General features: G+C 61.6%; 22 protein-coding genes and 3 pseudogenes. 8 read left to right on the top strand and 17 right to left on the bottom strand.

Annotated features, from left to right (window positions below; translation table 11 throughout):
• Positions 1–154: 154 nt before the first annotated feature.
• Both CBB63_RS14035 and CBB63_RS14030 read right to left on the bottom strand, forming a co-directional pair.
• Positions 155–391, bottom strand: coding sequence for a hypothetical protein (locus tag CBB63_RS14035; protein WP_286699587.1), 237 nt, complete (start codon positions 389–391; stop codon positions 155–157).
• 97 nt (positions 392–488) lie between these two features.
• Positions 489–1,733: a sarcosine oxidase subunit beta family protein gene (locus tag CBB63_RS14030; protein WP_286699586.1), complete on the bottom strand. Its 1,245-nt coding sequence runs from the start codon at positions 1,731–1,733 to the stop codon at positions 489–491.
• A 234-nt stretch (positions 1,734–1,967) separates the two neighbouring features.
• On the opposite strand from CBB63_RS14030, the gene ccmI reads away from it, so the two are divergent.
• Genes ccmI through CBB63_RS14015 form a run of 3 tightly spaced genes read left to right on the top strand, consistent with a single transcriptional unit; the run spans position 1,968 to position 3,953 of the window.
• Positions 1,968–3,194 carry a c-type cytochrome biogenesis protein CcmI gene (gene ccmI, locus CBB63_RS14025; protein WP_286699585.1) on the top strand — a complete coding sequence of 409 codons (1,227 nt, stop codon included), beginning with the start codon at positions 1,968–1,970 and terminating at the stop codon, positions 3,192–3,194.
• Positions 3,191–3,676: a Holliday junction resolvase RuvX gene (gene ruvX / locus CBB63_RS14020; RefSeq protein ID WP_037943920.1), complete on the top strand. Its 486-nt coding sequence runs from the start codon at positions 3,191–3,193 to the stop codon at positions 3,674–3,676. The genes ccmI and ruvX overlap by 4 nt, the downstream gene beginning before the upstream one ends.
• 34 nt (positions 3,677–3,710) lie before the next feature.
• The gene (locus tag CBB63_RS14015; protein ID WP_005852599.1) at positions 3,711–3,953 is read left to right on the top strand and encodes a DUF1289 domain-containing protein; all 243 of its coding nucleotides are present in this window, start codon (positions 3,711–3,713) and stop codon (positions 3,951–3,953) included.
• A gap of 41 nt (positions 3,954–3,994) precedes the next feature.
• On the opposite strand, the gene CBB63_RS14010 is transcribed toward CBB63_RS14015, so the two are convergent.
• Entirely contained in the window at positions 3,995–4,198 is a 204-nt protein-coding gene (locus CBB63_RS14010) for a hypothetical protein (RefSeq protein ID WP_235183771.1), read from the bottom strand.
• A gap of 301 nt (positions 4,199–4,499) precedes the next feature.
• On the opposite strand from CBB63_RS14010, the pseudogene dusA reads away from it, so the two are divergent.
• A pseudogene (gene dusA, locus CBB63_RS14005) lies at positions 4,500–5,515 on the top strand (tRNA dihydrouridine(20/20a) synthase DusA).
• Between the two features lie 38 nt (positions 5,516–5,553).
• Positions 5,554–6,375: pseudogene (locus CBB63_RS14000) on the top strand (sulfite exporter TauE/SafE family protein).
• A 16-nt stretch (positions 6,376–6,391) separates the two neighbouring features.
• Here the strand turns inward: CBB63_RS14000 and CBB63_RS13995 are convergent.
• The 10 genes and pseudogenes from CBB63_RS13995 to glpD form a co-directional block, all read right to left on the bottom strand.
• Positions 6,392–7,525, bottom strand: a complete 1,134-nt coding sequence (locus CBB63_RS13995) for an iron-containing alcohol dehydrogenase (protein WP_286699590.1) — start codon at positions 7,523–7,525, stop codon at positions 6,392–6,394.
• A 4-nt stretch (positions 7,526–7,529) separates the two neighbouring features.
• Positions 7,530–8,513, bottom strand: coding sequence for a class 1 fructose-bisphosphatase (locus tag CBB63_RS13990; RefSeq protein WP_009826630.1), 984 nt, complete (start codon positions 8,511–8,513; stop codon positions 7,530–7,532).
• A gap of 10 nt (positions 8,514–8,523) precedes the next feature.
• The gene (glpK, locus tag CBB63_RS13985; protein ID WP_286699584.1) at positions 8,524–10,011 is read right to left on the bottom strand and encodes a glycerol kinase GlpK; all 1,488 of its coding nucleotides are present in this window, start codon (positions 10,009–10,011) and stop codon (positions 8,524–8,526) included.
• A 153-nt stretch (positions 10,012–10,164) separates the two neighbouring features.
• On the bottom strand, positions 10,165–11,886 hold the full coding sequence (locus CBB63_RS13980) for an ABC transporter substrate-binding protein (RefSeq protein ID WP_037943910.1): 1,722 nt from the start codon (positions 11,884–11,886) through the stop codon (positions 10,165–10,167).
• 71 nt (positions 11,887–11,957) lie between these two features.
• Positions 11,958–12,230 (bottom strand): DUF2160 domain-containing protein, encoded by a 273-nt coding sequence (locus CBB63_RS13975; protein ID WP_005852584.1) that lies wholly within the window; start codon positions 12,228–12,230, stop codon positions 11,958–11,960.
• Between the two features lie 24 nt (positions 12,231–12,254).
• A pseudogene (locus CBB63_RS13970) lies at positions 12,255–13,095 on the bottom strand (carbohydrate ABC transporter permease).
• Positions 13,095–13,967 carry a carbohydrate ABC transporter permease gene (locus CBB63_RS13965; protein ID WP_286699583.1) on the bottom strand — a complete coding sequence of 291 codons (873 nt, stop codon included), beginning with the start codon at positions 13,965–13,967 and terminating at the stop codon, positions 13,095–13,097. Before CBB63_RS13965 ends, CBB63_RS13970 begins: the two are co-directional and overlap by 1 nt.
• Before the next feature lie 51 nt (positions 13,968–14,018).
• A complete protein-coding gene (locus CBB63_RS13960; RefSeq protein ID WP_009826625.1) occupies positions 14,019–15,098 on the bottom strand; it encodes an ABC transporter ATP-binding protein in 1,080 nt (359 codons plus the stop codon).
• Positions 15,099–15,113: 15 nt separating this feature from the next.
• Positions 15,114–16,202, bottom strand: a complete 1,089-nt coding sequence (locus tag CBB63_RS13955; protein WP_286699582.1) for an ABC transporter ATP-binding protein — start codon at positions 16,200–16,202, stop codon at positions 15,114–15,116.
• Between the two features lie 13 nt (positions 16,203–16,215).
• Positions 16,216–17,829, bottom strand: a complete 1,614-nt coding sequence (glpD, locus tag CBB63_RS13950) for a glycerol-3-phosphate dehydrogenase (RefSeq protein WP_286699581.1) — start codon at positions 17,827–17,829, stop codon at positions 16,216–16,218.
• 286 nt (positions 17,830–18,115) lie between these two features.
• Between glpD and CBB63_RS13945 the strand changes: the two genes are divergently transcribed.
• The 3 genes from CBB63_RS13945 (at position 18,116) to CBB63_RS13935 (ending at position 20,571) form a co-directional block, all read left to right on the top strand.
• Positions 18,116–18,871: a DeoR/GlpR family DNA-binding transcription regulator gene (locus tag CBB63_RS13945; protein ID WP_005852573.1), complete on the top strand. Its 756-nt coding sequence runs from the start codon at positions 18,116–18,118 to the stop codon at positions 18,869–18,871.
• A 21-nt stretch (positions 18,872–18,892) separates the two neighbouring features.
• Entirely contained in the window at positions 18,893–19,765 is an 873-nt protein-coding gene (locus tag CBB63_RS13940; protein WP_286699580.1) for a carbohydrate ABC transporter permease, read from the top strand.
• Entirely contained in the window at positions 19,765–20,571 is an 807-nt protein-coding gene (locus CBB63_RS13935; protein ID WP_286699579.1) for a carbohydrate ABC transporter permease, read from the top strand. Before CBB63_RS13940 ends, CBB63_RS13935 begins: the two co-directional genes overlap by 1 nt.
• A gap of 20 nt (positions 20,572–20,591) precedes the next feature.
• Here CBB63_RS13935 and CBB63_RS13930 read toward each other — a convergent pair whose 3' ends face one another.
• The 4 genes from CBB63_RS13930 to CBB63_RS13915 all read right to left on the bottom strand — a co-directional run bounded on the left by CBB63_RS13930 (position 20,592) and on the right by CBB63_RS13915 (position 24,063).
• A complete protein-coding gene (locus tag CBB63_RS13930) occupies positions 20,592–21,434 on the bottom strand; it encodes a metal ABC transporter permease (protein WP_286699578.1) in 843 nt (280 codons plus the stop codon).
• Positions 21,431–22,306, bottom strand: a complete 876-nt coding sequence (locus CBB63_RS13925) for a metal ABC transporter permease (protein ID WP_286699577.1) — start codon at positions 22,304–22,306, stop codon at positions 21,431–21,433. Before CBB63_RS13925 ends, CBB63_RS13930 begins: the two co-directional genes overlap by 4 nt.
• Positions 22,303–23,199: a manganese/iron ABC transporter ATP-binding protein gene (locus CBB63_RS13920; RefSeq protein ID WP_286699589.1), complete on the bottom strand. Its 897-nt coding sequence runs from the start codon at positions 23,197–23,199 to the stop codon at positions 22,303–22,305. The genes CBB63_RS13925 and CBB63_RS13920 overlap by 4 nt, the downstream gene beginning before the upstream one ends.
• A gap of 12 nt (positions 23,200–23,211) precedes the next feature.
• Positions 23,212–24,063, bottom strand: a complete 852-nt coding sequence (locus CBB63_RS13915; RefSeq protein WP_286699588.1) for a metal ABC transporter substrate-binding protein — start codon at positions 24,061–24,063, stop codon at positions 23,212–23,214.
• Between the last annotated feature and the right edge of the window lie 24 nt (positions 24,064–24,087).

The following is a 24,087-nucleotide window of genomic DNA, read 5'->3' as shown; positions in this document are numbered from 1 at the left end:
GGCCGAGCTTTTCGGTTTCCTCGGCGGTGATGCCGCAGTTGGGGCATGTCAGGGTCAGCATGGGGCGCTCCTTTCTAGGGTCGGTTGAAACGCAAAAAGGCCAGCCCCCGCGCGAGGGCCAGCCTTGATCATATCGGATAGAGTGGAAAGCGGCTTAGTTGCCGGTTGCGTCCTCGGCCGCGCCTTCAACAGCATCGGCAGCACCATCGGCCGCGCCTTCGACGTTGACGTTGATGTCGCCAGAGTCGTCCATCGGGTTGCCACCGGCGAAGAAGTAAAAGCCGAAGCCAAGGACCAGAACGACGAGAACGCCGATGACGATCCCCGATCCGGTGCCGCTGGTTTTGTTGACGGTGGTGTGTGGCGCTTGGTTGTTGTCAGGCGTAGCCATGGGAATGGTCCTTCATAAACTTGATATGAAGTGCAAACCCCGTTCACGGGCAAAAAGTTCCACAGCCCCATTGGGCGGGCAGGTTTCCGCGCGCCGATCAATGCGCCACCCCGGCGGCCACGGATTCGTCGATGAACCGCCCTTCCTGGAACCGGTTCAGGCCGAAGGCATCCGTCAGCGGCGACCGTCCCTTGGCCATCAGTTCGGCCATGGCCCAGCCCGAGCCGGGGATCGCCTTGAACCCGCCGGTGCCCCAGCCACAGTTGACGAAGACGCCCTCGACCGGTGTTTTGGACAAGATCGGAGAGCGGTCCCCCGTCACATCCACAATGCCGCCCCATTGGCGCAACATCTTGAGACGGGACACCATCGGAAAGGTCTCGACCAAGGCACGGACCGTTTCCTCGATATGATGGAAAGAGCCGCGTTGGGTGTAGTTGTTATAGCCGTCCGTGCCGCCGCCGATCACCATCTCGCCCTTGTCGGACTGGCTCATGTAGCCATGCACGGTATTGGCCATGACCACCACATCCATGCAGGGTTTGATCGGCTCTGACACCAGCGCTTGAAGGGCGACAGATTCGATCGGGAGACGGAAGCCCGCCATATCAGCAAGATGGCCGGAATGGCCGGCGACCACCATGCCCAGCTTGTCACAGTCGATATCGCCACGGTTGGTCGACACGCCCGTCACCTTACCGTTTTCCTGACGGATGCCGGTGACCTCGCATTTCTGGATCACGTCCATGCCCATGTCGGAACAGGCCCGCGCATAGCCCCAGGCCACCGCGTCATGGCGTGCCGTGCCACCACGGCGCTGCCAGAGCCCGCCCAGAACCGGGTAGCGTGGCCCGTCGATATTGATAATCGGCACCAGTTCCTTGACCTTTTCGGGCGCGATGAATTCGGTCTGCACCCCTTGCAGCGCGTTGGCATGGGCCGTGCGCTGGTAGCCGCGCACCTCGTGTTGGGTCTGCGCCAGCATGATCACGCCGCGCGGGCTGAACATCACGTTATAGTTGAGATCCTGGCTCATCGTCTCGTAGAGCGAGCGCGCCTTTTCATAGATCGCAGCGGAGGGGTCTTGCAGGTAGTTGGACCGGATGATCGTGGTGTTGCGGCCCGTGTTGCCGCCCCCGAGCCAGCCTTTTTCCAGAATGGCGACATTGGTGATGCCGAAGTTTTTACCCAGGTAGTAGGCCGTCGCCAGACCATGCCCCCCGGCCCCGACGATGATCACGTCATAGCGTTTCTTCGGCTGCGCATCGCGCCAGGCCCGCTGCCAGCCGGTATGATGGCGCAGGGCTTCGCGGGCGACGGCAAAGGCTGAGTATTTCTTCATGAAAGCGGTCTCCGGCAAAGATTCGTACGCCGTGGCGTAGGCTTGGCTTCTTTCTGGGTCTTCGGGCGAAAAAGAGGATACCCGGCGCGGCATTCCTTAACAGTTTTACGACATCCGCCGCAATCTGGCAAAAACCAACCCGCCGCCGCGACAAGGTGCAGCAATATGGGCTCTTTTGTCATCCCGCCGTAGCGGTTAGATGTGCAGCACCTATAATTACTGGACCGCATCTTTATGAGTTTCTGGATCATCGCCGCCGCCGGTGCCGCCCTTGTGACCGTGTTGCTGGCGCGTGCCCTGACCCGTGGGGCCAGCGCGCCTGCCGAGACCGGTGCCGCCCATGACGTGCAGGTCTATCGCGACCAGCTGGCCGAGGTTGAACGCGATGTCGCGCGCGGGGTGTTGCCCGAAGCAGACGCCATCCGCGTGCGCACCGAAATCTCGCGCCGTATTCTGGCCGCGGATGCTGCCGGACAAAATACGCCCGCCGCAAGTGGCACGCCGTCGCCCATCGTCATCGTGGTGATCGCGTTGGTCTTGCTGGGCGGGAGCCTTGGGCTCTACTGGCAGTTGGGTGCGCCGGGCTATGGGGATCTGGCGTTGCAGGACCGTATCGCGCGGGCCGAAGACATGCGCCGGAACCGACCCGATCAGGCCACCGCCGAGGCAGAGCTGCCCGCCGCCGATTTGCCGCCCGAGCTCAGCCCCGAATATGAAGCGCTGCTGACCCGCCTGCGCGAAACGGTTGCCGCGCGGCCCGATGATGTGCAGGGCCATGTCCTGCTGGCCCAGAACGAGGCGCGCGTTGGCAACTATGCCGCCGCCGCCGCCGCGCAGGGCAAGGTTGTGCGCCTCAAGGGGGCGGANGNCTCGATTGACGATGTGTCAGGCTATGCGGAACTGCTGGTGATGGCGGCGGGGGGCTATGTCTCGCCCGAAGCAGAAGCGGTGTTGCGCGCGGTGCTGACCCGTGATGTCGAAAACGGCACGGCGCGGTATTATTGGGGGCTGATGCTGGTGCAAACCGGGCGCCCTGATCTGGCGTTTCGCATGTGGGACGGGTTGCTGCGCCGCGGCCCCGAGGATGCCCCGTGGATCGCGCCAATCCTGGCGCAGATCACCCCTATCGCCACGATGGCCGGTGTGGACTATACCGTGCCCGAGATTGGCAGCGGCGCGCTGCGCGGCCCCTCGGCCGAGGATATCGACGCGGCGCAGGATATGACCCCTGCCGAACGGATGGAGATGATCGGCGGCATGGTCGAAAGCCTGTCGTCGCGGCTTGCCAGCCAGGGCGGGCCGGTCGAGGATTGGGCGCGATTGATCACGTCGCTTGGCGTGCTGGGGGAAACGGCACGGGCACGGGCGATTTACGAGAATGCGGTAGAGGTCTTTGCCGATGACCCCGCCGCGATGGATGATATTCAACGCGCGGGCGAACGCGCCGGGGTAACCGAATGATCTATGACGACATATCAGATTTCGCCGCCGCCCTGCCCCCGATGCAGGCGTTGATCGGGCTGGACCTTGGGGAAAAGACCATCGGCGTTGCGGTCAGCGACAGTTTTCTGTCGATCGCCACCCCGCTGGAAACCGTGCGCCGCAAGAAATTCGGGGTTGATGCCGCCCGCCTGTCAGAGATCATTGCCGCCCGCGGGATCGGCGGGGTGGTGCTGGGCCTGCCGCGCAATATGGACGGATCGGAAGGCGCGCGCTGTCAGTCGACACGGGCCTTTGCGCGGAACTTTGACCGGCTGGGAGATATTCCTATCGGGTTCTGGGATGAACGGCTGAGCACGGTCGCCGCGGAACGTGCGCTGCTGGAGGCCGATACATCGCGTCGCCGCCGCGCCGAGGTGATCGACCACGTGGCCGCGGGCTATATTCTGCAAGGGGTGCTGGACCGTTTGCGTGTGATCAAGGCGCAGGGCGCGTCGGCCTGAAGCCAGATAAGCGCGACAGCGCGAGGATAAAGCGATGAGTGACGAGATCTGGAAGCGGAACGAAGTCGAAAGCCCCTGCGTGAAACTTTGCGTGGTGCACCCCGAGACGCGCCTGTGCACAGGGTGTTACCGATCCATTGACGAGATCGGCGCGTGGTCGCGTATGACGCCCGAAGAGCGCCGCAGCATCATGGCAGAGCTGCCATCGCGGGCGGGTGCGTTGACGAAGCGGCGGGGGGGCCGTTCTGCGCGGCTCAAGCGCGACAGCACCGGCTGATCTGGCGAACCGGCTAGGCCGTCCGAACCGTTGAAGAGGATTCAGCGGGCCACGCGGTACAGAAAATCAAGCATTTCGCTGCTGGTCTGGGCCCCTTCGTGATCTTGCGGGGCGTAATTGTCATTCGCCGCTGGCACCACGGGGGTCGCCCCAAAATGCTGCGCCACGGTCACGCATTGCCACGTCGCCGCTGCGGGCACGAAGCGAAGGATATTGGTCTGCGGGTCTTGCGCTGTATCTGTCATGTTCATCTCTGCCATCTCTCGGGTCGTTCAATTTGTGCGCCGGTCGATTCGATTCTCGGTCGCCTGTCGGTAGTTTGGCTCCGACAGTGTGATATAAGTGTTAAGATATGGCAGTATTTGGGCAAAATCAGGGTAATAAACGTATCAAGCCCTGCACATTCCGGCCCAATGCCGCGGATTTAGGCAAACAACGGGCGCGTGATATCGGCCCCCTGCCCCTTGCCATGCCCGCCCCGCTATAGCATTGACCCTCCCGAACCCCCATATTTCCAGCTCGATAGACGATAAGGCTTAGACCATCATGGGACATAGATCCGATCTCACCCGCGCCGCACGGCTTTCCGTGGCCCCCATGATGGACTGGACCGACCGGCATTGTCGCTACATGCACCGGCTGTTTTCAAAGCAGACGTTGCTCTATACCGAAATGGTGACCTCGCCTGCCTTGGTACGCGGCGGCGCGTTGCATTTGCTGGATCATGATACCTCGGAGCATCCCGTGGCCTTGCAGCTTGGCGGGTCTGACCCGGACGAGCTGGCAGAGGCGGCGCGGATCGGGGCGCAGGCGGGGTATGACGAGATCAACCTGAACGTCGGCTGCCCGTCGGATCGCGTGCAATCGGGCTGTTTTGGCGCGGTGCTGATGGAGCAACCGGCGCTGGTGGCGAAATCCGTCGCGGCGATGCGCCGCGCGGTGGATGTGGACGTGACCGTCAAATGCCGGATCGGCGTGGATGACCAGAACCCCGCCGAGGTGCTGCCCGAGTTTCTGGCGCAGATCGTCGGCGCGGGCTGTGAACGGGTGACAATCCACGCGCGCAAGGCGTGGCTGCAGGGGCTCAGCCCCAAGGAAAACCGCGACATTCCCCCCTTGGACTACGAGCTGGTGCACCGGATGAAGGGGCTGTTCCCGAACCTGCATATCTCGNTNAACGGGGGCATNNCNNCGCTNGANNANGCNNAGGCGNNNCTGGACGCGCGGNCTNGATGGCGTGATGATCGGGCGNAGCTGCCTATCATAACCCGACCGATATTCTGGCGCAGGCGGATCGCCGCATTTACGGCACCGGCGCAGACACCACCCCCGAGGACGTTGTGGCGCAGATGCTGCCCTATATCGACGCGCATATCGACGGCGGCGGCAAGCTCAACCAGATCACCCGCCATATGATGGGGCTCTTTGCTGGTCGCACCGGCGCGCGGGTCTGGCGGCGCACCCTGTCCGAGCAAGCCTCCCGCCCCGGTGCCGACCGTCAGGTGCTGCTAGAGGCGCTGGACGCGATGCAAACACTGGCCGAGGCGCAAGAAGCGGTATAGCAACAGGGGCAACCACTCGACATTCAGGATCGCCCCCCATGCAAGACCCCACCCTCCTTCTGCAGATTGTCCTTATGATCATGGCCATCGGTGCCTTTGCCGGTGTACTGGCGGGGCTGCTGGGTGTCGGTGGCGGCATCGTCTTGGTGCCCGCGTTCTTCTATGCGTTCCAAGCGCTTGGCTATGACAGCCCGCAGCTGATGTAGATGTGTCTGGCGACCTCGCTGGCGACGATCATCGTGACCTCGCTGCGGTCGGTGCACAGCCACAATAAAAAGGGCGCGGTCGATTGGGCGATCCTCAAGACATGGGCACCGGGGATCGTGATCGGGGCCATCATCGGGATGCTGGTGGTGGCACAGCTGCGCACGAGCGTTTTGCAGGGCATCTTTGGCGGGCTGGCGCTGGTCGTCGGACTATACATGGCCTTTGGGCGGGCGCATTGGCGTTTGGGACAGACGATGCCCCGTGGGGCCGCGCGCGCGGCGCTCTCACCCTCTGTCGGGTTTCTATCGGTGCTGATGGGGATCGGCGGCGGCAGCTTTGGCGTGCCACTGATGAGCCTGTTCAACGTGCCGATCCACCGTGCCGTGGCCACCGCTGCGGGGTTTGGCGTGCTGATCGCCGTGCCCTCTGTCATCGGGTTCCTGCTGGTGGATGCCGCGCCCAACAGCCCGCCGCTGACGGTGGGGGCGGTGAACCTGCCCACCTTCGCCATTGTCATCGCCATGACGCTGATCACCGCGCCGCTGGGGGTTAGGCTGGCCCATGCGATGGACCCGAAACCGTTGAAACGGGTGTTTGCGGTCTTCCTGATCCTCGTGGCGCTGAACATGCTGCGCAAATCGCTGGGGCTGTAACCCGCCCCGATAAGCGTCAGGCGCGCAGGATGGCGATCAGCTCGTCCTGCGTCAGCGCGAAGGGCGTGCCCTTCATCGAGGATGCACCGGCAGAGAGGCGTGCCACCTCTGCGTGATCCTCGGGGTTCAGTCCCATTTCCGCCAGCGTCCGCAGCCCCATCTGACGGGACCAATCGCGCAGGGCGGTGATCCCTGCCCCGTCTTGAACGTCGAATGTCGCGTCGATCAGGCCAAGCACCCACATCAGGCGCGTGTGGACCTGCGTGCCTGCCCCTGCCTTGTCCAAGTGAGACGCCAGCACCGCGGGCAGAAGCGCGCCGCAAATCTCTCCGTGGGGGGCACCGGTCTGGCCGCCGAGCACGCCGGCAAAGCCATGCACCGCCCCCAGCCCCGCATTCGCCAAGGCCAAGCCACCGCAGGTGCTGACCCAAGCCATGTCCTCCCACGCTTCCGCTGCGTCTTGTTCAACCACGGCGCGCAGGGCGGCCAGCCCCTTCGGGATCGCCGCCTCACACAGCGCATCCGTCATCGGCGTCGCTTTGATGGACAGGTAGGGTTCGATCACCTGCGTGACCGCATCCAGCCCCGCCGCAAGGGTGACGCGGCGCGGTGCGCCCTGCATCAGCCCGGCATCCACGATGGCGATATCGGGAATCATCCGCGCATCGCGCAGGCTGACCTTGACCCCGTGGTCCGGCACGGCAATCACCGCGTTCTTGGTGACCTCTGCCCCCGTGCCCGCCGTGGTCGGCAGCGCGATCATCGGCAAAGGTGCGCGGTCGAGCGGTTTGCCGCCCCCCACCCCTTCGAGGTAGTCCAGCGGTGCCCCCGCGCAGGGGATCAGCGCCGCGAGCGCCTTGGCAAAGTCGATCACCGATCCGCCGCCAAGCGCTACAACCACATCCGGCCGATCAGCTGACACACGGCCGAGCCCTGCTTCCAGCGCTGGCAGGCTCGGCTCGGACCCGCAGCTTTGTGTGGTGACCGACAGGCCCGCCGCACGGCAATCCTCGACCAACCAAGCCGCGCGCGCTGCATTGGAGCCGTGCACGATCAGCACTTGCGTCCCAAAGCCAGCGGCCAGCGTGGCCGTCTGCGCGGCCTGTCCACGCCCGAAATGCAGCGCTTGCGGAGAGAAGAAAGAGAACATCGACTTAGCTGTCAGCGGCGTCTTTGTGGTAGCTGTCAAGCACGGCAACCTCGTCGCGCGAGCCAAGGATCACCGGAACGCGCTGGTGCGGTGCCGTGGGGGCGACATCCATGATCGCGCCCTGCCCTGTCGATGCCGCACCGCCTGCGGCTTCGATCACCATCGCCATCGGGTTCGCCTCGTACATCAGACGCAGCTTGCCGCCGGTTTTCTGGTTGTTGCTGTCAGCGGGATACAGAAAGACGCCGCCACGCGTGAGGATACGGTGCACATCCGCGACCATCGACGCGGTCCAGCGCATGTTGAACGACCGGCCACGGGGGCCTTCCTTGCCCGCGACGGCCTCGTCCACGTAGCGGCTGACGGGCGCATACCAATAGCGTGCGCGTGACGTGTTGATCGCATATTCCGAGGTCTCGGCGGGCACGGTCATCTTGGGGTGCGTCAGGCTGAATTCGCCGGTGTCGGGATCGCTGCTGAAGCCTGCAACCTCGTCGCCCTTGGTCACCACAAACATGGTCGAGGGGCCGTAGATCGCATAGCCCGCGCAAATCTGGTTGCGCCCGTTGTGTAGCACGTTGCGGTCACCATCGGCCTGCACCTGCATGACCGAGAAGATTGACCCCACCGACAGGTTCACATCAAGGTTCGACGACCCGTCCAGCGGATCGAAATACAGCAGGTAGTCGCCCTTTTGCGGCTCTTTCAGCCAAGTAACCTCTTCCACCTCTTCCGACACAAGTGCGGCGACACGCGGGCTGTTGGCACACTCACGCTCGAACACGTCATTGGCCATGATATCCAGCGTCTTTTGCGCCTCGCCCTGCACGTTGATCTCTCCGGCGGCACCAAGGTTGCCCTCGAAGGCACCACGACGCACGAGACCGGCGATCAGCCGCGACGCCGATGCGATGTCTTCCAGCAGAAACACCAGATCGGGGTCAAAGCTGTTTTGTGTCAGATACCGGCGAAGCGTTGGGGCTGTCATGGGGAGTTCCTTAAAAATTCAGGGTCGCGTCAACGGCCTTTTTCCAGAGCGCATATTTCGCGTCGCGCTGGTCATCGTCCATTTTCGGCGTGAATTGAGTTTCCTGTGTCCACGATTTCGCGAACTGTTCCTGATCAGGATAAACGCCCGCGTGCATCCCCGCAAGCCACGCGACCCCGAGGGCGGTGGTTTCATGCACGGTGGGCCGGTCAACGGGGGCGGCGATGATGTCGGACAGAAATTGCATGGTCCAGTCGCTCGCAGACATGCCGCCATCGACGCGCAACGTGGGCTGCACGCCATCGGCTTTCCAGTCGGCGGACATCGCTTCAAGCAGNTCGCGTGTCTGGTAGCCGACGCTTTCCAGCGCCGCGCGGGCCATTTCGGCGGGCCCCGTGCCACGGGTCAGCCCGAANACCGCGCCGCGACAATCGGGGTTCCAATAGGGCGCACCCAGCCCGACAAAGGCGGGGACGAGTACCACGTTCTGATGCGGNTCCGCCTGTTCGGCCAGCCCTTGCGTCTCGGCCGAATCCTGAATGATCTGCAAACCGTCGCGCAGCCATTGCACCACGGCCCCCGCGACAAAGATCGANCCTTCNAGCGCGTAGGTCGGCTTGCCNTCGAANTGATAGGCAATGGTGGTGAGCAGCCGGTTTTCCGACCGCACCGGCGTGTCGCCCGTGTTCATCAGCGCGAAACAGCCCGTGCCGTAGGTGGATTTCAGCATCCCCGGCTCGAAACACGCCTGCCCCACCGTGGCCGCCTGCTGGTCGCCCGCGACCCCGTGGATCNGCACGGCAGCGCCCAGAANATCGGGATCGGTATGGCCGAANTCATCGGCGCAATTCTTGACCTCTGGCAACATCTCCATCGGGATGTCGAGCAGGTCNCAGATCGACCGGCTCCACCGGCCTTTGCGGATGTCATAAAGCATGGTGCGCGCGGCNTTGGTGGCATCCGTCGCATGGGAGGCCCCGCCGGTCAGCTTCCAGATCAAAAAGCAATCGACNGTGCCGAACAGCAGCTCGCCCTTGGCGGCACGGTCGCGCGCGCCTTCGACNTTNTCCANTATCCACGCCAGCTTNGTGCCCGAGAAATACGGGTCCAGCAGCAGNCCGGTGCGGTCGGTGAACATCTCTTCGTGGCCCGCGTCGCGCAGCGTGCGGCACTGGCTGGCGGTGCGGCGGTCCTGCCAGACGATGGCNTTATAGATNGGGCGGCCGGTNTGCTTGTCCCAGACCACAACNGTCTCGCGCTGGTTGGTGATGCCGATGGCGGCGATATCGCCNGCCGNGATCCCTGCCTTGTCGATCGCCCCGCGGCAGGTCGCCTGCGTGGTGCGCCACAGATCATCNGGATCATGTTCAACCCAGCCGGACTGGGGGAAATGCTGGGGNAATTCTTCCTGGGCGCTGGCAATCGACGTCATCGTGTCATCGTAAACGATGGCCCGTGTGGAGGTGGTGCCTTGGTCAATGGCAAGGATATACGTCATGCGCGTCCCTTTGGAAGTGTAGCAACCGTCAGATGGTGCCGTATCCTAGCAAGGGTCGGCAGGCCCGACCAGATGTCAGGGCAATGACGGATGTCGGCGTTGTTGGAAAATCAAAGGTTCCGGGGCCAGCGAACCGGCCCCGGAAAGAGTGGCTTACTGCCAGGATTTGATCAGCTCATCATAGGCGATGGTCTGTGGCTCTTCGTCTTCGCTTTCCAGTTTCGCTTTGGGCGAACCGGGCTGGGACAGCCAGTACTCTGGGTCACGCTCTTCGTTCATCTTGGGGCCAATGTCCCCTTGAACGCCGGCACGCTCCAGACGGATCAGGACTTTTTCCTGATCNGCGCACAGGGCATCNAGCGCTTCCTGAGGNGTCTTCGCACCGGACATNGCGTCGCCGATGTTCTGCCACCACAGCTGCGCCAGCTTTGGATAGTCAGGCACGTTGGTACCNGTTGGCGACCACTGAACGCGCGCTGGCGAACGGTAGAATTCAACCAGACCACCCAGTTTCGGTGCACGCTCTGTAAAGCTTTCGTGCTGGATCGACGATTCACGGATGAAGGTCAGGCCAACGTGGCTTTTCTTGACGTCCACAGTCTTGGAGGTGACGAACTGCGCATAGAGCCACGCGGCCTGTGCACGGTCCACCGGAGTGGATTTCATCAGCGTCCACGACCCGGCATCCTGATACCCGATCTTGGTGCCTTCGGTCCAATATGCACCGTGGGGCGAAGGTGCCATGCGCCACTTGGGCGTGCCATCTTCGTTCATCACGGGCAGGTCAGGCTCTACCGACGCGGCGGTAAAGGCGGTGTACCAGAACATCTGCTGGGCCACGTTGCCCTGCGCCGGAATTGGGCCCGCCTCAGAGAAGGTCATGCCCGCAGCCGCCGGAGGCGAATACTTCTGCAGCCATTCGATCGCTTTGGTCACAGCATAGACCGCTGCTGGCCCGTTTGTGGCACCGCCACGTGCAACGCAAGACCCCACAGGCTGCGAGTTTTCGTTGACGCGGATACCCCATTCGTCGACGGGCAGACCGTTTGGCTCGCCTACGTCACCTGCACCGGCCATCGACAGCCACGCATCGGTGTAGCGCCAGCCAAGCGACGGGTCTTTCTTGCCGTAGTCCATGTTGCCAAAGACTTCGCCTTCGACGCCAAGACGCGACAGGTCGCGACCGGTGAAGAATTCGGCGATGTCCTCATATGCGGACCAGTTGACCGGAACACCCAGATCGTAGCCATATTTCTCTTTGAAATCAGCCTTGTTCTGTTCGTCGTTGAACCAATCGTAGCGGAACCAATACAGGTTCGCGAACTGCTGGTCGGGCAGCTGGTAGATCTTGCCATCGGGGCCGGTCGTGAACGACAGGCCGATGAAGTCTTCGAGGTCGAGACCGGGGTTGGTCACGGCCTTGCCTTCGCCTTCCATCCAGTCGGACAGGTTGCGGGCTTGCTGATAGCGCCAGTGCGTCCCGATCAGGTCGGAATCGTTGATATAGGCGTCATAGATGTTCTCGCCCGACTGCATTTGCGTTTGCAGCTTTTCGACAACGTCACCTTCGCCGATCAGGTCATGGGTGACCTTGATGCCGGTGATCGCTTCGAAAGCGGGGGCCAGAACGGTGGATTCGTAGGTGTGCGTGCCGATTGTCTCGGACACGACGTTGATCGACATGCCTTCAAACGGTTTTGCAGCGTCGATAAAGAACTGCAGTTCGGCTTCCTGGTCTTCCCGCGACAGCGCGGAGAGATCGCCGATTTCCTTATCAAGGAAAGCCTTTGCGGCCTCCATGTCGGCGAACGCAGGTGCGGCAAACATGCAAGCCGCAAGCCCGATCGCAGTCGTTCCCTTTAAGCGCAAGTTCATGATGTTCCTCCCTAGAATTGAACATTTGAGAGGTCCGGTTCTTGCAGGCCGGCCCCCCTTATTTTCCTTTCCTAGACCCAGCGGAAAACCGCGATGGCATAGAAAAGGCAGACAACCAATGCCCCCCATTGGGGCGCACTGAGCAGCCCGAGCCAAGCCAGATTGATAAAGGCCGAGCCCAGAAGCGTGATGAACAACCGGTCACCGCGCGTCGTTTCCATCCCCAGTATACCGGCGCGCGGCACTTCGGGGAATTTGATTGCAAGGATCGTAAAGGTGATCAACGTCACCGCGATGATCCCAAAGAAAGCGGCGGTGGGCCAAGTCCAAGCCATCCAGTCCATAATGTTTCCTCCGGTCTTTCTTTGTTAAACGCGGCCCAAGGCAAAGCCTTTGGCGATGTAGTTGCGCACGAAATAGATCACCAAGGCACCCGGCACGATGGTGAGAACCCCTGCCGCCGCCAGCACGCCCCAGTCGATCCCGGCGGCGCCCACGGTACGGGTCATGGTGGCGGCAATCGGCTTGGCGTCCACGCTGGTCAACGTCCGGCTCAGCAGCAGCTCAACCCAGCTGAACATGAACAGGAAGAAGGCCGTGACCCCGATCCCCGAGGCGACCAGCGGCGTGAAGATGCGGATGAAAAAGCGCGGGAAGCTGTAGCCGTCGATATAGGCCGTCTCGTCGATCTCTTTCGGGACGCCGCGCATGAACCCTTCGAGGATCCACACCGCCAGCGGCACGTTGAACAGACAATGCGCCAGCGCCACCGCGATATGCGTGTCGAACAGCCCGACAGAGCTATAAAGCTGGAAGAACGGCAGCGCGAAAACCGCGGGCGGGGCCATCCGGTTGGTCAGCAGCCAGAANAACAGGTGCTTGTCGCCCATGAAGCTNTAGCGCGAGAAGGCATAGGCCGCCGGCAGCGCCACCGCGAGCGAGATCACCATGTTCATCACCACATANGCCATCGAGTTCAGATAGCCCGTGTACCATGACGCATCCGTCAGGATCGTCATNTAGTTGTCGAACGTCAGATCNGCGCGGCCACAGGGTAAAGCTGTTNAGGATCTCTGTGTTGGTCTTGAGGCTCATGTTCAGCAGCCAATAGATCGGCAGCAGCAAGAACAGCAGATAGAGCGCCATGACAANCGCATTGCCCTTGATCTTGGGCAGGGCAAACCCTCTTTTTTGTGCAAGATCGGACATCAGTGGCCATCCCTTTTATCNAGGTTCGTCATCACGGTGTAGAACACATAGGAGATCAGCAGGATCACCAGATAATACATGATCGAGAACGCCGCCGCAGGNCCAAGGTCAAANTGNCCNAGGGCCATCTTGACCAGATCNATCGACAGGAAGGTGGTAGAGTTACCAGGCCCCCCGCCCGTCACGACNAACGGTTCGGTGTAGATCATGAAGCTGTCCATAAACCGCAGCAGGATCGCGATCATCAGAACGCCCATCATCTTGGGCAGCTCGATATAGCGGAAGACTTTCCAGCGGCTCGCCTGGTCGATCTTGGCCGCCTGATAGTAAGCATCGGGGATGGATTGCAGGCCGGCATAGGCCAGCAGCGCGACCAGTGACGTCCAGTGCCAGACATCCATCACGATCACAGTGATCCATGCGGCATAGAAATCCTGAGTGTAGTTATAGTCGATGCCCAAGGCCGACAGCGTATAGCCCAACAGGCCAATGTCCACGCGGCCAAAGATTTGCCAGATGGTGCCGACGACGTTCCACGGGATCAGCAGCGGCAGCGACATCAGGACCAGACACAGCGAGGCCCAGAACCCTTTCTTGGGCATGTTCAGCGCCACGAAGATCCCCAACGGGATCTCAATCGCCAGAATGATCACCGAAAACGCAATCTGGCGGCCCAAGGCGTTCCACATCCGCTCGGAGGAGATCATCTCGCGGAACCAGTCGAGGCCAGCCCAGAAGAACTGGTTGTTCCCGAAGGTATCCTGCACCGAATAGTTCACCACGGTCATCAGCGGGATCACGGCAGAGAAAGCCACCAGAAGCAGCACGGGCAGCACAAGGAACCAGGCCTTTTGATTGACGGTCTTGTTCATGACGCGGTCCTTTCAGCGAGGGTCAGCGGGAAAGCGGCGGATTGGATCATCTTAGGCCCCCTGCGGCGCAACGCGCCAGCTGTTGGCATAGACATTCACCCCGGCAGGGTCGAAAACAATGCGGTTCATATCCGGAGAAATCTCTGCACCTTCTTCGGCGATCACGTTGATTTCATTGCCATTAAAGTCAGCACGCACGATCTTGTGGCGGCCCACATCCTCGATCCGCTTAATCGTGACAGGCAGCCCCGCCTCGCCCGTGGCAAGCCGTGTGAATTCAGGCCGCACGCCCAGTTCGACCTTGCCGTCCAGCGGCGCAAAGCCCTGGCCCAAGTCGATCTCGTGGCCGCCAATGACGGCCTTGTCGCCGGTCACCGTCGCGTCGAGCACATTCATACCGGGCGAGCCGATGAAATAGCCCACAAACGTGTGCTGTGGTGTCTCGAACAGCTCTTGCGGGGTGCCCATCTGCACAACGCGGCCGTCATACATGACGACAACCTTATCCGCGAAAGTCAGCGCCTCTGTTTGGTCGTGGGTCACATAGATCATGGTGTGACCGAATTCATGGTGGAGCGATTTCAACTGCGTGCGCAACTCCCACTTCATATGGGGGTCGATCACGGTCAGCGGTTCATCGAACAGCAGCGCGTTCACGTCCTCGCGCACCATCCCCCGCCCGAGCGAGATTTTCTGTTTTGCATCCGCCGTCAGGCCGCGCGCCTTGCGGTTCAGCATGTCTTCCATGCCGATCATCCCCGCGATCTGCTGCACGCGCTGCGCGACATAGGCCGCATCCGCGCCCCGGTTGCGCAGCGGGAACGCCAGATTGTCACGCACAGTCATCGTGTCATAGACCACCGGAAACTGGAAAACCTGCGCGATGTTGCGCTTGGTCGTGGGGTCGTTGGTCACGTCACGGTCGTTGAACAGGATGCGGCCCTGACTAGGGTGCAGCAGGCCCGAGATGATGTTCAGCAACGTGGATTTCCCGCAGCCCGACGCGCCCAAAAGCGCATAGGCCTCGCCGTCCACCCAGTCGTGGTTCAGCTCTTTCAGCGCAAAGTCATCTTCGCTGGTGGGGTTGGGCAAATAGGAATGCGCCAGGTTATCAAGGGTGATTTTTGCCATTGCTCCGGTCCTCCCTCAGGCCGCTGCCGCATAGGATGCGGGGGCCACGGATGTGCCGTCTTCGGCAAAGATGTAAACATGTGTCGGGTCAAGATAGACGTTCAGCGGTGCCCCGATCTTGAGGTCTTTGACCCCGTGCACCAGACCGACCCAGTTTTCACCGTGGTGATCAAGGTGGATAAAGGTTTCCGACCCTGTGATCTCGGTCACGTTCAGCTTGCCCGCAAACTCCAGCGCGTCGTCAGACTGCTTGGACAGTTCAAGGTGATTGGGGCGGAAGCCCGCAACATAGCTGCCATCGGCCACAGTCTTGAAGCTCCCGAAGGTCGCGACCGTGTTGCCATCGCCAAAGGTCAGCGTGTCGCCGGCCTTGGTGATGTTGAGGAAGTTCATCGGCGGATCAGAGAAGACGCGCGCGGTCGTGGCATCGACGGGCTGGCGGTAGACCACGGGGGTCAGGCCGAACTGCGTGATGCGCCCTTCCCACAATGTGGCGGTGTGCCCGCCCAGCAAAAGCGCCTCTTCGGGTTCGGTCGTGGCATAGACGAAGATCGACCCTGCTTCTTCAAAGATTTTCGGAATCTCGGCCCGCAGCTCTTCGCGCAGTTTGTAATCGAGGTTCGCAAGTGGTTCGTCCAGCAGCACCAGCCCCGCATCCTTGACCAAAGCCCGCGCAAGCGCGCAGCGTTGCTGTTGCCCGCCCGACAGTTCCAGTGGCTTGCGGTCCAGCATCGGCGTCAACTGCATCAGATCGGCGGCCTTGCGCACGGCGCTGTCGATCTCGTCCTTGGATTTGCCCAGCAACCGCATGGGGCTGGCGATGTTGTTGTAGACGGTCATCGACGGGTAGTTGATGAACTGCTGATACACCATCGCCACACCGCGATCCTGAACGCGCATGCCGGTGACATCCTCGCCGTTCCAGATCACCTTGCCGGTGTTGGGCACATCCAGCCCCGCCATCAACCGCATCAGGGAAGTCTTGCCCGCAGATGTCGGCCCCAGCAGCACGTTCATGGTGCCGGATTGCAGCTCAAGATCTGTCGGATGAATATGCGTCTGGCCGTTTACGACCTTGGACACGCCTTGCAAAACGAGCGACATGTTCCTCTCCCCTTCACGCGCCAGTGGCGGCTGTAGTGTTGTCGGCGGGCGTGGCGGTGGTTTCCACCATCCATGCTTCCAACGTGTTCAATTCATCCGCGTCAAGCCGCAGGCCCAGTTTGGACCGGCGCCAGATGATGTCGTCAGCGGTGCGGGCAAATTCCTTGTCGATCAGCCACTTGGCCTCACGCTCGGTCAGGGTCGCGCCGAAATCACGCCCCAGATCTGCCGCGGTTTGCGCATCGCCCAAGACATCAAATGCCTCGCGCCCATAGGCTTTGACCAGACGATCCGCCCAACGTTGGGTCAAAAAGCCGTAGCGGTCCTGCAACTCTTTTTTCAACGCCGCCACGCCGTCTACCGGAAAATCGCCGCCAGGCAAGGCGACACCCGCCGTCCAGGGTTTGGCGTCATTGGCGAAATAGGGCTGGATCTTCTCTAGCGCGCTTTCGGCCAAACGGCGGTAGGTGGTGATCTTGCCGCCAAAGACGTTCAGCACCGGCGCACCGGCAGATGTGTCGACCTTCAGCACATAGTCCCGCGTCGCCGCCGTGGCAGAGCTCGCCCCGTCGTTATACAGCGGGCGAACGCCGGAGTAGGTCCAGACGATATCGTCGGTGGTGATCTGCTTTTTCAGGTATTTGGACGCAACCCGCACGAGGTAATCCTGCTCCTCGGGGGTGCAGACCGGCTTTTCGGACACATCCGCATGGTCGGCATCTGTGGTGCCGATCAGGGTAAAATCTGTCTCGTAGGGAATGGTAAAGATGATGCGCCCGTCTTCGCCTTGGAAGAAGTAGCATTTGTCGTGGTCATACAGCTTGGGCGTCACGATATGGCTGCCCCGCACCAGCCGCACCCCTTCCGAGGAATTGATGCGCACGGTATTGCGGATCACGTTTTCCACCCACGGGCCACCGGCGTTGACCAGCATCTTGGCCTGTACCACGCGTTGGGGGCCGCCGTCTTTCGGTTCCAGCGTGACCTGCCACATGCCGTCGACCTGCTCGGCCGAGACGACCTTGGTGCGGGTGTTGATCCGTGCACCACGGGCTTGGGCGTCGCGGGCGTTCAGCACCACCAGACGGCTGTCTTCGATCCAGCAGTCGGAATACTCATAGGCCTTTTCGAACTTGTCCTGCAGCGGTGCCCCCTCGGGGGCCTGGGTCAGATCGACCGCGGTCGTCCCCTTGAGGATCTGCCGCCCGCCCAGATTGTCATACATGAACAGACCCAAGCGGATCAGCCACGCAGGGCGACGCCCCTTCATCCACGGCATGAACACGTTGAGCAGCTTTGAGGTGGGCGTATCCCCCTCGAACCGCATATCCTTATGATAAGGCAGCACAAACCGCATCGGCCAAGAGATATGCGGCATCGCTTTCAGCAGGGTTTCGCGTTCGATCAACGCCTCGCGGACAAGGCGGACCTCCCAGTATTCCAGATAGCGCAACCCGCCGTGAAACAGCTTGGTCGAGGCCGAGGAGGTTGCCGAGGCCAGATCGTTCATCTCTGCCAGCTCGACGGTAAACCCACGGCCCACGGCGTCGCGTGCAATGCCGCAGCCGTTGATCCCTCCGCCGATCACAAAGAGATCGACGCTGTGTTCTGTTTCAAGCTGGCTCAATGAAGCCTCCCCGCATCATTTTCGCGTCTCGCAGCTAGGNTTGCGGGACGTCGTGACAAAAGACACCAAGCCCCTTCGTTTTTCAAGATCGAACGTTCGTTTCTTTTCGTTTTCGACTATAGCCTTGATTTTAGGCGCATTAATCCTTCGCCTGACGCGCATTTCTGCGCCTTACAGACGATATACCACGATTCGCGGCCTTGACGTGCTTCGCTTTCCGTAGATTGTAAGTTTTGGTCGGGCGTGCAGAAACCTTGGGCATCCCCAGCCAAAGACGGGGGGATCTATGTCAAATTTCAGACAGCGCGAGATTTTGGAGCTGGCGCGCAAGGACGGCAAAGTCACCGTCGACGGGCTGGCAGAGGCGTATAACGTCACCGTGCAGACCATCCGCCGCGACCTGTCCGAGCTTGCTGAAAGCGGCAAGCTGGAACGGGTGCATGGCGGCGCGGTGATCCCGTCGGGGGTGGTGAATATCGTCTATGACGAACGCCGCCGCCTGAACGAGGAAGGCAAACGCGCCATCGCCGAACATTGCGCGCAGGCTATACCGCATGGGGCGTCGGTGTTCATGAACATCGGCACCAGTACCGAAGCNGTCGCGCAGGAAATGCTGCATCACGAAAACCTGCTGGTGGTGACGAACAACCTCAACATCGCCAATATCCTCGCCGCCAACCAAAGCTGCGAGATCATCCTGACAGGCGGCGTCTTGCGCCGTGCGGATGGCGGCATGGTGGGCGGGCTGACCGCCGAGATGGTCAAGCAGTTCAAGTTCGATTTCTCGGTTCTGGGCTGTTCTGCCATTGATGCGGATGGCGATCTGCTGGATTTCGACGGGCAAGAGGTGCTGGTCAGCCGGTCCGCCATCGGGCGGTCACGCACGGTGATGGTCGTGGCCGACCACCTGAAGTTCCAGCGCAAGGCCCCGCTGACGATCTGTTCGCTGCGCGATGTGAACACGCTGTTCACCGACCACCACCTACCCGATGCGCTGAAGGCGGAGTGCGCGGGCTGGGGCACCTCGGTTGTGACGGCCTGACCAAAACATGGACAGAACCCCATGAAGCAGCATGACTCGCGCGGCTGGCTTTTTGTCGCCCCCGCCTGCCTCTTGCTGGGGGTGGTCGGGCTGATCCCGCTGNTCACCGTCATCAACTATTCGTTCTTCGAGATTTTCACCCTNCAATCGCGCTTCTGGATCGGNACNGANTGGTTTCGNGACCTGATCACCGCNCCGCGTTTCTGGGCGAGCTTCGGGCGCAGCGCGCTGTTCTCGACCTTCGTGCTGTGCATCCAGATCCCGCTGGGGATCGCGCTGGCCCTGTGCATCCCGCGCGGACGGATCTGGGCGGGGGCGGCCTTGGCTGTGCTGTCGNTGCCGCTGCTGGTACCGTGGAANATGATCCCTGCGCTCTGGCTGAGCCTGATGAACGACGACACAGGNATTTTGGGGCAGTGGCTGGCGGGCTACGGCTGGCCCGCCGCGTGGAAGGACAGCGCCGTGCTGACATGGGTGGTGATCTTGGCAATGGACACGTGGCATTGGACCAGCCTTGTGGTCATCCTCGCCTATAGCGCGCTGACCACNATCCCCGANCCGCTNTATCAGGCNGCCGCCATCGANGGGGCGCGCCCNTGGCAGGTGTTTCGCCATATCCANNTGCCGCGNTTGCAGCANGTNNTGNTCATGGCGGTGCTGCTGCGGTTCATGGACAGTTTCATGATCTACACCGAGGCCTTTCCGATCAATGCCGGCGGCCCGGCCGAGGCCAGNCTGTTNCTNGCCGTCGATCTGGGCGAGGAGATCAAGGCGTTCAACTACGGCCCCTCGGCCGCGCGGTCGGTGCTATATTTTCTGATCGTGCTGTCGGTGGCATGGGTCTTTACCAAGGTGCAGGCCAAGCTTGACGATCCCAAACCGGGGGTGCCGTGATGATACCGCGTCGGGCATGGCCCGTGATCAAACTGGCGCTGCTGGGGGCGTTCATCCTCTTTACTATCCTGCCGCTGGTGCAGATGACGGTGNTNAGCTTTACCGCGACGCTGGCGCAGGACGGGCTGAGCCTGGGCGAGACGACGCTGCGCAANTATCGCGCCATCTGGGCCGACCCGAGCTTGCGCGCGGCCTTTGGCAATTCAGTCGCCTATGTGCTGATCAATATCGCGATCACCATCCCCGTCGCCCTGCCCGCNGCCTTTGCCTTTGCGCGGCTGTCGTTTCTGGGGGACAAACANCTGTTCTTCAGCTTCATCGCCTTTCGCATCACCCCGCCGGTGGTGCTGACCCTGCCGATCTTCCAGCTTTTNTCGGTGCTTGGCATCGTCAACTCGGTCACCGGCATCGCGCTGGCCCATTGTCTGTTCAACCTGCCGGTGTCGATCTGGATTNTGCAGGGNTTCATCGCCGCCGTCCCGCGCGAGATGGACGAGACGGCNTTNCTNGATGGCTATTCGCGCCCCCGCTACATCTGGAAAATCCTGCTACCGCAGATCGCGCCCGGCATCGCGGTGACTGCGTTTTTCTGNTTTATGTTCAGNTGGGTAGAAGTCGTCTTTGCCCGCATCCTGACCACCACCAACGGCAAGCCGATCTCTATGGCGCTNAGCGCGATGTTCGGCTTTCAGACCGATATCGGGATGGTCATGGCCTTTACGCTGACNTCTATGNTGCCCGGCGCATTGCTGCTGTTTGCCATGNGCAATCATCTGTCCCGCGGGTTCAAGGTCGGGCGGGTCTAGAGCCCGCCTCCCCTTCAAGGCTACCCCCGTGCCGCCTGACGCGAGGTGCGGCGCGTCACCAGCAAACGGTTGATGAAGGCGAGGACAAAGATCACCGTCAGGATCAACACGATTGTCGGCGCCGGTGCGCTNTCCAGAAAGAAGCTGGCGTAGACGCCCGCGAACATCGACAACAGGCAGACCAGCACAGATACGATCAGCATCGGGCCAAAGCTGCGCACCACCAGAAAGGCAATCGCCCCCGGTGTGACCAGCAACGCCACCGCAAGGATCAGCCCCGTCGCCGTCAGCGTCGCCACGATGGTCAGCGACAACACCGCCAGCAACCCATAGTGCAAGAACCCCGTGTGCAGCCCGCTGGCCTGCGCCTGTGCGGGGTCAAAGGCGTGCAGCAGCAGATCTTTCCACTTGAGCACCAGAAACGCCGTCACAAAGGCCGAGATCAGCCCCGCCGTCCAAAGATCCTGCGCGCCGACGCCCAGCATATTGCCGAACAACACGTGATCCAGATGCTGGTTCGTGGTGATCGAGGTGTACATGATGATGCCGATCCCGAACATGCCNGAAAAGACGACCCCCATCACGGTGTCNTGTTTGATCCGGCTATTGTAGCTCAGGTATCCGGTNAGCATCGCGCAGGACATGCCCGCGGCAAAGGCCCCTACAATCANCGGCANNCCCGTNATCCAGGCCAGCACGACCCCCGGCAGGACCGCATGGCTGACCGCATCGCCCATCAAGGCCCAGCCNTTGAGCACCAGNAAGCATGACAGCAACGCCGTCGGCGGGGCGACCAGCAGGACGATCCAGAAAGCGTTCTGCATGAAGGGAAACTGGAAGGGAAACAGCAACGTCTCGATCATGGGGCCACCCCGTCTCGCAAGGATTTGAGCGCCGCCGCAGCCTTGCGCCGCGCGGCCAGCACACCGTGTTTGGGCGCAAAGACAAAGGCCAGCAGGAAGATCGCGGTTTGCAGCGTGACGATCACCCCGCCTGTCGCCCCGTCCAGAAAATAGCTGGCATAGGCCCCCAGAAAGCTGGTGATCGTGCCGATCAGCACCGATACGATGATCAGCCGNGGGAAACGGTCACACAGCAGATAGGCCGTCGCCCCCGGNGTCACGACCATGGCGATCACCAGAAAGGCCCCGACGGTCATCATCGCCGCCACCACCGCCGCCGACAGCAGCATGAAGAACACCGCCTTCAACAGCTCGGGCCGCAACCCGATGGAGCGTGCGTGGTTNTCGTCAAAGAAGGTGACCATCAGGTCTTTCCACTTCAGCAGCAGCACGGTCAGACAGACGACNCCGATGATCGCCAACTGCACGATATCCTGCGGCGCGATGGCAAGGATATTGCCCATAATGATGGTCTGGATGCTGACCGACATGGGCGATAGCGACACCATGAACAGGCCCAAGCCGAAAAATGCGGTAAAGATGATGCCGATGATCACGTCGATCTTCAGCCCCGACCGCCCNGACAGAAACAGCATCGCCCCCGCCGCCATACCGCCCGCCAGAAACGCGCCAAGCGCAAAAGGCAGCCCCAGCATATAGGCCCCNGCCACACCGGGCACGACAGAATGGCTNANCGCGTCGCCGATCAGCGACCAGCCCTTGAGCATCAGATAGCACGACANAAAGGCNCAAACCGCCCCCACCATCGCNGACACCCACATGGCGTTGAACATATAGTCATAGCTGAACGGCTCTAGCAGCAGGTCGATCATGTGTCGTCCTCGGAGGTGTCGATGCGTTCGCCGTAATGCACGAAGGGGCGTTCGTCGTCGGTGATGATCCGCAGCTCGCGCCCGTCGTCATCATCGTGCAGGTCTTGCCCCCCAAGGGTAAAGTGCCGCAGCACCCCGCCAAAAGCCGTTTCCAGATTGTCATGGGTAAAGACCGTTTCCGTCGGNCCATAGGCCAGCACCGTGCCCTTGACCAAGACGGTCCGGTCACAGAATTCCGGGACAGAGCCCANNTTATGCGTCGACACCAGCATCACCCGNCCTTCGTCGCGCAACTCNCGCAGCAGGTCGATGATCTGGTCCTCGGTCTTNACGTCTACGCCGGTAAAGGGTTCGTCCAGCAGGATCACCTGCCCGTTCTGCGCCAAGGCGCGCGCCAGAAAAACGCGTTTGCGCTGCCCGCCGGACAGTTCTCCGATCTGGCGGTGGCGGAAATCGGTCATNTTGACGCGGCGCAGGGCNTCGTCCACCGCNGCATGATCGGCGGCTTTGGGACGGCGCAGNAACCCCATATGCCCATAGCGCCCCATCATTACCACATCCTGCACCAGCACCGGAAAGGCCCAATCGACCTCTTCNGACTGCGGGACATAGGCCACAAGGTTTTCTCGCAACGCCTGTTTGACGGTCTTGCCCAGCAGGGTGATCTGCCCCTGCGCGGCGGGCACAAAGCCCATGATCGCCTTGAACAGCGTGGATTTCCCCGCCCCGTTCACCCCGACCANCGCCGTGATCGTACCGCGCGGGATCTCGAAGCTGGCATCATAAAGCGCGGTGTGGCCGTTGCGATAGGTCACGGTCACATCTGTGGCCTTGATGCCGATCGCATCGGGCGCAAGGCTGACATCTGNGNTCGTCGTGGGGGCGGGGTGCATAGNGGTATCCATTTACTTCAGGCCTGCATCCAGCCCGTCCGCGACAGTCTGCGAGGTGACGCGCAGCAAGTCCAGATAGCTTGGCACGGGNCCCTCGGCGGTGCTGAGGCTATCGACATAAAGCACACCACCATAGGCCGCGCCGGTTTCCCGNGCGACCTGCTTTGCAGGCGAGGTATTCACCGTGCTCTCACAGAAAACGACCGGAATATCATTGTCGCGCACGGAATCGATGACTTTGCGCACCTGCTGCGGCGTGCCGGTCTGGTCGGCGTTCATCGGCCAGAGGTACAGCTCTTTCATCCCGAAATCCCGCGCGAGGTAGCTGAACGCNCCTTCNCAGGTCACCAGCCAACGCTGGTCTTCGGGGATNTGNGCAATCCGGTCCCGCAGGGGCGTGATCGTATCGCGGATTTCCTGTTTNTAGCTTTCAGCNTTGGCGGCATAGNTCGCCGCATTGTCAGGGTCGTGTTCGGCAAAAGCTGCCGCGATATTGTCGACGTAGATCAGCGCGTTATCCAGCCCCATCCAGGCGTGGGGGTTCGGCTTGCCCTCATACTCCCCCTCCCCGATAGAGATCGGCTCCACCCCGTCGGTCAGCGTGGCCGACGGAATATCCCCGAGGTTCGAGATGAACTGCTCGAACCACAGCTCTAGGTTCATGCCGTTCCACAGGATCAGATCGGCATCCACCGCGCCCACGATATCGCGCGGGGTGGGCTCNTANCCGTGGATTTCGGCACCGGGCTTNGTGATCGATACCACCTCTGCCGCATCGCCGCCCACCTGCTGCGCCATATCNGCAAGAACCGTAAAGGTCGTGACGACTTTGAAATCAGCCGCAACCGCAGGCACGCCNGCCATCGCCGCNACACCAAGAACCGGNGC

The organism is Sulfitobacter sp. TMED3, from assembly GCF_002167505.1.
In the GTDB taxonomy this organism is placed as follows: domain Bacteria; phylum Pseudomonadota; class Alphaproteobacteria; order Rhodobacterales; family Rhodobacteraceae; genus Sulfitobacter; species Sulfitobacter pontiacus.
The sequence above is the reverse complement of the archived record's forward strand: the minus strand, read 5'-3'. Positions and strand labels throughout refer to the sequence as shown.